At 72.1% G+C, this 7,390-nt stretch carries 9 protein-coding genes and 4 tRNA genes; 7 read left to right on the top strand and 6 right to left on the bottom strand.

The genetic code is table 11. The features are described 5' to 3' along the window. Positions 1–26: 26 nt before the first annotated feature. The 3 genes from B100_RS0126455 to B100_RS0126445 form a co-directional block, all read right to left on the bottom strand. Positions 27–98, bottom strand: a tRNA-Val gene (locus tag B100_RS0126455). A 1-nt stretch (position 99) separates the two neighbouring features. After that, positions 100–173: transfer RNA gene (locus B100_RS0126450), tRNA-Cys, on the bottom strand. Positions 174–210: 37 nt separating this feature from the next. Continuing rightward, positions 211–283: transfer RNA gene (locus tag B100_RS0126445), tRNA-Gly, on the bottom strand. 154 nt (positions 284–437) lie between these two features. Here B100_RS0126445 and B100_RS0126440 point away from each other — a divergent pair. The 3 genes from B100_RS0126440 to B100_RS0126430 are packed head-to-tail and all read left to right on the top strand — an operon-like array spanning position 438 to position 3,185. Further along, a complete protein-coding gene (locus B100_RS0126440) occupies positions 438–1,490 on the top strand; it encodes a chorismate-binding protein (protein ID WP_024887422.1) in 1,053 nt (350 codons plus the stop codon). Then, positions 1,487–2,308: an aminodeoxychorismate lyase gene (locus B100_RS0126435; RefSeq protein ID WP_024887421.1), complete on the top strand. Its 822-nt coding sequence runs from the start codon at positions 1,487–1,489 to the stop codon at positions 2,306–2,308. The genes B100_RS0126440 and B100_RS0126435 overlap by 4 nt, the downstream gene beginning before the upstream one ends. Before the next feature lie 52 nt (positions 2,309–2,360). Beyond that, positions 2,361–3,185: a GNAT family N-acetyltransferase gene (locus B100_RS0126430; protein ID WP_024887420.1), complete on the top strand. Its 825-nt coding sequence runs from the start codon at positions 2,361–2,363 to the stop codon at positions 3,183–3,185. A gap of 420 nt (positions 3,186–3,605) precedes the next feature. Here B100_RS0126430 and B100_RS0126425 read toward each other — a convergent pair whose 3' ends face one another. Further along, positions 3,606–4,130 (bottom strand): DsbA family protein, encoded by a 525-nt coding sequence (locus B100_RS0126425; protein ID WP_024887419.1) that lies wholly within the window; start codon positions 4,128–4,130, stop codon positions 3,606–3,608. A gap of 201 nt (positions 4,131–4,331) precedes the next feature. On the opposite strand from B100_RS0126425, the gene B100_RS0126420 reads away from it, so the two are divergent. After that, entirely contained in the window at positions 4,332–4,781 is a 450-nt protein-coding gene (locus tag B100_RS0126420; RefSeq protein ID WP_024887418.1) for a hypothetical protein, read from the top strand. 151 nt (positions 4,782–4,932) lie between these two features. Then, on the top strand, positions 4,933–5,085 hold the full coding sequence (locus tag B100_RS37305; protein ID WP_199785287.1) for a hypothetical protein: 153 nt from the start codon (positions 4,933–4,935) through the stop codon (positions 5,083–5,085). A 73-nt stretch (positions 5,086–5,158) separates the two neighbouring features. Here B100_RS37305 and B100_RS0126410 read toward each other — a convergent pair whose 3' ends face one another. After that, positions 5,159–5,719, bottom strand: a complete 561-nt coding sequence (locus tag B100_RS0126410; protein WP_024887417.1) for a CGNR zinc finger domain-containing protein — start codon at positions 5,717–5,719, stop codon at positions 5,159–5,161. A 325-nt stretch (positions 5,720–6,044) separates the two neighbouring features. Next, the gene (locus tag B100_RS0126405; RefSeq protein ID WP_004002642.1) at positions 6,045–6,458 is read right to left on the bottom strand and encodes an SsgA family sporulation/cell division regulator; all 414 of its coding nucleotides are present in this window, start codon (positions 6,456–6,458) and stop codon (positions 6,045–6,047) included. A 191-nt stretch (positions 6,459–6,649) separates the two neighbouring features. Between B100_RS0126405 and B100_RS0126400 the strand changes: the two genes are divergently transcribed. Both B100_RS0126400 and B100_RS0126395 read left to right on the top strand, forming a co-directional pair. Next, on the top strand, positions 6,650–7,108 hold the full coding sequence (locus tag B100_RS0126400; RefSeq protein WP_024887416.1) for a TIGR02611 family protein: 459 nt from the start codon (positions 6,650–6,652) through the stop codon (positions 7,106–7,108). 79 nt (positions 7,109–7,187) lie between these two features. Beyond that, positions 7,188–7,259, top strand: a tRNA-Val gene (locus B100_RS0126395). The last annotated feature ends 131 nt before the right edge of the window (positions 7,260–7,390 follow it).

Below are 7,390 nucleotides of genomic sequence, written 5' to 3'. Positions count from 1 at the left end.
CGCAGATCCAGGATCCGGAGATCCGGTGGACGATACTGGGATTGAACCAGTGACCTCTTCCGTGTCAGGGAAGCGCTCTCCCGCTGAGCTAATCGTCCTTGGAGGTGGAGACGGGATTTGAACCCGTGTAGACGGCTTTGCAGGCCGTTGCCTCGCCTCTCGGCCACTCCACCAGGAGTGTAGGAGACCGGGAAGTCCCCTCTTCCTTCGAGCGGACGACGAGGCTCGAACTCGCGACCTCAACCTTGGCAAGGTTGCGCTCTACCAACTGAGCTACGTCCGCCTGTCGTTTCGGTCCGCTTGCGCGTCCCGGCGACGAACTGAACTCTAGCGGATTCCCGGGCCAGCACAAAAACCCGTTTGCGCAGCGTGCTGCGCTGCGCCTGCTCACGGGCGTGGCCACGTCACCGCCACGCGGGCCGCCATAGACTCGTGGCGTGCTCGACCTGCCACCTCTCGCGCGCTTCGGTGACCGTGTCGCCACCGGCCTCGCCGACGTCACCGACGACCCCGCCGCCCTCGACTCCACGGGCTTCTGGGCCGTCGCCGCCGACTTCGAGGGCCGTCTGACCTGCGCCCGGTTCCGGGACGTCCGGGACGAGCCGGTGCCCCGGCCGGGGCCGGGGGCATGGCGGGGGCCCGCGGCCGGTGACTGGGCGTCCTCCCTCGACCGCGGCGCGTACACGGCGGCGGTGCGCCGCATCCGCGACCACATAGCTGCGGGCGAGGTGTACCAGGCGAACCTCTGCCGCGTCCTGTCCGCGCCGGTGCCCCCGGACGCCGACGTGGACGCCCTGACCGCGCTGCTGGCCCGCGGCAACCCGGCGCCGTACGCGGGAACGATTCGGCTGCCCCGGCACGGCGTGGAGATCGCCACCGCGTCCCCCGAGCTGTTCCTGCGCCGTGACGGCCGGGTCGTCGAGTCCGGGCCCATCAAGGGCACCGGCCGGACCGAGGCGGACCTGCTGGAGAAGGACCACGCCGAGAACGTCATGATCGTCGACCTGGTCCGCAACGACATCGGGCAGGTCTGCGCCACCGGCACGGTCACGGTGCCCGACCTGTGCGCCGTCGAGAAGCACCCCGGCCTGGTCCACCTCGTGTCGACGGTCCGCGGCGAGCTGCGGGACGGCCAGGGCTGGCCCGGACTCCTCGGCGCGGCCTTCCCGCCCGGTTCCGTCACCGGGGCGCCCAAGTCCAGCGCGCTGCGGATCATCGAGGTCCTGGAACCGGCACCGCGGGGCCCCTACTGCGGCGGGATCGGCTGGGTCGACGCCGACCGCGGCACCGGTGTGCTCGCCGTCGGCATCCGCACCTTCTGGATCGACCGGGACGCGGACGGCGCGGCCGTACTGCGGTTCGGTACCGGCGCCGGCATCACCTGGGGTTCCGACCCCGAGGGGGAGTGGCGGGAGACCGAACTGAAGGCCTCCCGGCTGCTCGCGGTAGCGTCGGGGACGTACCAGGTGAGCGAAAGGATCCGGACGTGAAGATCTGGCTCGACGGCGCGCTGCGGGACATCGAGTCCGCCCGCGTCTCCGTCCTCGACCACGGACTGACCGTGGGTGACGGCATCTTCGAGACGGTGAAGGCCGTGGACGGCCGGCCGTTCGCCCTCACCCGGCATCTCGACCGGCTGACCCGCTCGGCCCGCGGGCTCGGACTGCCCGACCCCGACCTCGACGAGGTGCGCCGCGCCTGCGCCGCCGTCATCGAGGCCAACCCCGTGCCGCTGGGCCGGCTCCGCCTCACCTACACCGGCGGGCAGGGCCCGCTCGGCTCCGACCGCGGCGACAAGGGCCCCACCCTCGTCGTCGCCCTCAGCGAGACCACCCGCCGCCCCGACTCCACGGCCGTCGTCACCGTGCCCTGGACCCGCAACGAGCGCGGCGCGCTCACCGGCCTGAAGACCACCTCGTACGCCGAGAACGTCGTCGCCCTCGCCCGCGCCCACGAACACGGCGCCACCGAGGCGCTCTTCGCCAACACGGTCGGACAGCTCTGCGAAGGCACCGGGTCGAACGTCTTCGTCGTCCTCGACGGCGAGATCCACACCCCGCCGCTCGCCTCCGGCTGCCTCGCGGGCATCACCCGTGCCCTGGTCGCCGAGTGGACCGGCGCCAAGGAGACCGACCTGCCGCTGGACGTCCTGCGGGACGCCGACGAGATCTTCCTCACCTCCACCCTGCGCGACGTGCAGGCCGTGCACCGCGTCGACGACCGTGAACTGTCCGCCGCCCCCGGCCCGGTGACGGCCAAGGCCATGCGGGTCTTCGACGAGCGGTCCGCGGCGGACATCGATCCGTGAGGGGCCGGAAAACCGGCTGAAGCGGGGGAGCGGAGCGGGTAGAACACCCCTGATGACCACCACCCTGCGGCCGACCGAGCCGCTTCAGCGGAACCCCGACGGGACGCGTTCGCGCCGTTTCCACGTCTGCGTGAACAGCCGTCCCGTCGGTGAGGTGCACCTCGGCACGGACCCGGTCTTCGGCGACGCCGTGGCCCGGATCGTCAGCCTGCGCATCGACGAACCGGACCGGCGGCGCGGCCGGGGCACGGTGGCCGCCCTGGCGGCGGAGGAGGTGGCCCGCACGTGGGGCTGCCGTCGCATCGAGGTCACCGTCCCCGCCGAACCGGGCACCCCCCTCTCCCTCGCCACGGCTCTCGGCTACGTCGTGCGCAACCGGTCCATGGAGAAGGCCCTCGGCGACACACCGCCCGCCCTGCCGGACGGCACGCGCGCACGGCCCATGACCGAGGAGGAGTTCGTCCCCTGGCAGACCGCGAGCTCGGCGGACTACGCCCAGGAGTGGGTCCGGCGCGGGGTGCCGGAGGCCGAGGCACGCGCCAAGGCCGCCTCCGACCAGGCGGCGCTGCTGCCCTACGGCCTCGCCACGGAGGACATGGTCCTCAGCGTCCTCGAGCACGAGGGCGTGGTGGTCGGCACGCTGTGGCTCGCGCTGCGCGGGGAGCGCGCCTACGTGTACGACGTGGAGACCGTGCCGGTGCACCGCGGCCGGGGTCACGGCCGCAGTTTGATGCTCCTGGCCGAGGCCCAGGCCGCCGCCGCGGGCAACGGGGCCGTCGGCCTCAACGTCTTCGCCGGCAACACCCCGGCGGAACGGCTCTACGCATCGCTCGGCTACACGACGACGAGCTACTCGCTGTACAAGCCACTGATGTAACCGCCGCCGGCCCGTCTGCCCGCCGACACCGGTCACGGCCGCCGCCGGAGAGGGCGAGCGGGCCGCCACCGATCACGGCCCCACTCGGTCGGGCCGCGCCGGCGGGGACACCGGTGCGGCGGGATCTCGGCGGGCCGGCAAGAGCGCGCCGATGAGGCTGATTCCGGCGGATCGATCCAGCAGACAGGTGCGGCGGATTCCGGCGAGCCGATCCGGCGGGACATCGGTGCGGCGGGACCCGTTCTCCCGGTACGTGGATCGCAGTGGTGGGCCCGGGTGCCGGGGCGGGATGCCGGTTCAGCCGTACCGGCGTACCCGTCACGGCACCGGGGCAGCCCTGCCTTGTCCACCAGGACCGGAACACTAGGTCCGAGTACTCGTGCAGCCGGCGCGGTGTGCTGCCAGGCGCCGCGGGGCCGGTCAGGCCTCCGGGTCCGCCAGCAGGCGGTCCGTGATCTCCTCGATGCGCGCGCGCAGCCCCTCCTGGCTCTTGCCGCCGTCGAGCCGCTCGCCGCCGATGACATACGTCGGTGTCCCGGTCACGCCGATCGCCTTGCCCTCGGCCTGGTCCGCGTCCACCATCAGGATGTGCCGCCCGTCGATCAGGGCGGTGTCGACCTCCTCGGCGTCCAGACCGAGCTCGCCGGCGACCTCGACCAGGAAGGACTCGCCCCGGCGGTCCAGCTCGTCGAGCCGGTCCAGCACGGCCTCCACGTAGGGCCACCCCTGCCCCTGCTCCCACGCCTCCTCGGCGGCCTGCGCGGCGGCGAAGGCGTGCTTGTGCTTCTCCAGCGGGAAGTGCCGCAGCCGGATCTCCAGGCGGTCGCCGTACCGGGCGCGCAGGGCGCGCAGGTCGTCCAGGGCGGTTCGGCAGTCGGAGCACTGCAGCTCGCACCACACCTCGAGAACGGGGGCGGCGGCGCGGGCGGGGGGGGAGTCACTCATGGTGACAGTCTTCCAGCCGGGCCCCGCGCCACCCAATCCGGGCACGTGGCGGACGGGCGCCGACCGGCACCTGCGGATGATCCGTGACCCGGAGATGTCCCTGATGTCCGCCCCGAGCATGGCCGGGCGGCCCGCGGCGGGTGCAGGATGGAAGGGACGAGAACCACCTCGTGCCCGTACGCACCTGCCCTGGAGGACCGGATGATTGCCGAGACCGTCTGCTCCGCCGTCGCCGCGGCGGGCCTGGGCATCGCGGTGGTCACGGCCTACCGCAAGCGCTACCTCACCGCGACCCGCATCGCCGCGTACGCGCTGGTGCCGCTCGGCCTCGTGATGGCTGGGGTCGTCGACTGGCTCGCGGACACCGCCTTCAGCCCGACCGCCTGGGCCGGCTTCGCCGTGCTGGGACTGTCCTGGGTGCTGTTCGCCACCACCCGCACCGTGGAGCGCCGACGCGGCGGCACCCGTAAGGAACGCAAGGCGGCACGGCAGGCGGCCGCCCCCACGGCCGCGGCACCGGGCGCCTCCGCGCCCGCCCTGGGCCAGGCGGCCCCTCGAGGAGAGAGCCCCGCCCCCCGCCGCGCGCCGGCCTCCCAGGGGGACGACGACTTCAGCGACATCGAGGCCATCCTCAAGAAGCACGGCATCTGACGCCCCTCGGACCACATGCGTCACAGGGGGTTCCCGGACCGCCCGGAAGTGATCACCAACCGAACCGTAGATCGCGGTTTCGGCGTACCGGCGTGCTTTCCGTGAGTGTTGATCGCGTGGCGCCCGTCCCATGCGTCATCATCGCGGCGAGATGCTGGACACGACACAGAGCGATGCCGCGCCGCTGCAGGACGAGCCGCGCGGATGCCTTTTCGCCCTATCCCAGCCACCGCTGATGATCTTTCTTGCGGTGATCGGGTGTCTGCTGCTCACGGCTGCCCTGCACGACCTGCTGTGGCTGTGAGCCGTACCCGCGGTTCCCGGCGTCACCCGTCGGGACCGCGTCGGCCCACCATCCGTCCGTAGCGCCCGACGGGTCAGCCGGCCGCTTCCTTGCGGCGCGCCCGGTAGGCGGCGACGTGCAGCCGGTTGCCGCAGGTGCGGCTGTCGCAGTAGCGGCGCGAGCGGTTGCGGGAGAGGTCGACGAAGGCGTGACGGCAGTCCGGCGCCTCGCAGCGGCGCAACCGCTCCTGCTCACCGGCGACCACGAAGAACGCCAGCGCCATCCCGCAGTCGGCGGCCAGGTGGTCGGCCACCGAGGCGCCGGGCGCGAAGTAGTGCACGTGCCAGTTGTAGCCGTCGTGGTCGGTGAGCCGGGGAGTGGTGCCGGCCGCCGCGATCAGCTCGTTGATCATCGTGGCCGCGCTGCGGGCGTCGGGCGCGGCGAAGACCGCGGCGAAACGGGCCCGGATCTTGCGCACCCCGGCCAGGTCGAACTCGGTGAGCGTGCCGACCTCGCTGACCTTGTGGTCACGCACGAACGCCTCGAGGGCCGCGATGTCCGGCAGTCCGTCCGGTGTCGCGTCCTCCTCCGGTGCGGTGTTCACCAGATCCACCACGGTGTCCAGCGCGCACCGGGTGTCATGGGTGATCAGCACGATTCGCTCCCTGGCCTGGGGGGTCGGGCGGGCGCCCGCCGATGCTGGCCGATGGTAGTGGCTCCGGCGTGCGTGGACCTCCCCTGTTCCGCACATGGCTTCGAATCCGACGCGGAACGGCGCCCGGTCGTTCCCGGCCGTCCGTGCGTGTGCCCCCGTGGACAGCGTGACCGTGCCCTCACGGGCAGCACAACGGCGCCGGGCCGCGGTGGACCGCGGCGCCGGCGCCGGTGTGTGTGAGCCGTATGCGGCTGCCCGTATGCGGCTGTCCGGGCCCGAGCCGTCACCCCGAGTCGACGGCGTCGGGCGGTTCCGTGGCCCTCGCCTAGCTTTCCGCCAGGATGTGCGAGAGCTCCTGATCGAGATCGAAGTGCCGGTGTTCCGTGCCGGGCGGCACGGCGGCGTCTGTGCGCTTCAGGAAGGACTCCAGGGCCCGCGCCGGGGCCTCGAGCAGGGCTTCCCCCTCCGGAGAGCTCAGGGCGATGCACACGACGCCCTGACCGTGACTGCGCGACGGCCAGACGCGGACGTCGCCGGTGCCCGTGGGGCGGTGAAGTCCCTCGGCGAGGAGGTCGCGGGCGAACACCCACTCGACGGTTTCCTCGGCTCCGGTGTGGAAGGTGGCGTGCACGGCGTAGGGGTCGGCCGTGTCGTACCGCAGGCCTGCGGGGACAGGCAGGGAGGACTCGCTCGACACAACGAGGCGCAGGTGCAGCTCGCAGCTGACCGTGGTGTTCATAAGCGCCAGGGCCTTTCGCTCAGTGTGCGCTCGGGGATTCGCACGTCGGCGAAATCGACATGCCACCTACGGTGCCGTTGTAAACCCCTCTGAGTGTTTTGCGTGGGATTACGTAACTCTTCCGGCCGAGAGATCGTTCGTGCCCTGCGTCCATTCCGGTGACGTCTTTCGGTCCGGTAGTGTTGGGCTGCATGAACACGGGGAGTGACGAATCCGTCGAGGTCGCGGCGGTGACCCGCGGGGTGACGGTGGACGAGGGCGAGGGCCGGGGCGAGCGGGGGCTCGGTTCGCGGGCGCCCGAGTTCGTCAGAGCACGGCGGGCGCTGCATCTGAGCTGGCAGGTGGGGGTCTTCGTCGTCGGCCTGGCCGTGGTGGTGGCCGGCGTGATCATGCTGCCGTTGCCCGGCCCGGGCTGGGTCGTGATCTTCGGCGGCATGGCGATCTGGGCGACCGAGTTCGTGTGGGCCCAGCTGGTGCTGCGCTGGACCAAGCGCAAGGTCACCGAGGCGGCCCAGCGGGCGCTGGACCCCAGGGTGCGTCGCCGCAACATCATCCTGACCTCGGTCGGCCTGGTGATCGTGGCCGCGCTGGCCGGCTTCTACCTGTGGAAGTTCGGTCTGCAGATGCCGTGGAAGATCAAGGATCAGTGACGCGCGCCGGGGGCCGGACCGCGCGGTCCCCGGTGGTCACGGGCACCCCCTGACATGGGGTAATGTTCTTCCTGCGTCCGGGCGATTAGCTCAGTGGGAGAGCGCTTCGTTCACACCGAAGAGGTCACTGGTTCGAACCCAGTATCGCCCACCGGATCAAGGCGGCCCGGCTCACGAATCGTGAGCCGGGCCGCTTCGTCGTGCGGGTCCATGCGCCGCTCCCGGCCCCGTCGCGGGGTTCCGCTTCCCTCGCGTTCCGCCAACCGTGACCTTCCGCGTCCG

Source organism: Streptomyces sp. CNH189 (assembly GCF_000527195.1).
Note: the sequence above shows the minus strand (reverse complement) of the source record. Positions and strands in the feature narration are given on the sequence as shown.

What these genes read in the sequence shown, in the direction of transcription:
- B100_RS0126430 (WP_024887420.1), top strand. Translation starts at nt 2,361, where the DNA reads ATGACCACCACCCTGCGGCCGACCGAGCCGCTTCAGCGGAACCCCGAC.
- B100_RS0126425 (WP_024887419.1), bottom strand. Translation starts at nt 4,130, where the DNA reads ATGAGTGACTCCCCCCCCGCCCGCGCCGCCGCCCCCGTTCTCGAGGTG.
- B100_RS0126420 (WP_024887418.1), top strand. Translation starts at nt 4,332, where the DNA reads ATGATTGCCGAGACCGTCTGCTCCGCCGTCGCCGCGGCGGGCCTGGGC.
- B100_RS37305 (WP_199785287.1), top strand. Translation starts at nt 4,933, where the DNA reads ATGCTGGACACGACACAGAGCGATGCCGCGCCGCTGCAGGACGAGCCG.
- B100_RS0126405 (WP_004002642.1), bottom strand. Translation starts at nt 6,458, where the DNA reads ATGAACACCACGGTCAGCTGCGAGCTGCACCTGCGCCTCGTTGTGTCG.
- B100_RS0126400 (WP_024887416.1), top strand. Translation starts at nt 6,650, where the DNA reads ATGAACACGGGGAGTGACGAATCCGTCGAGGTCGCGGCGGTGACCCGC.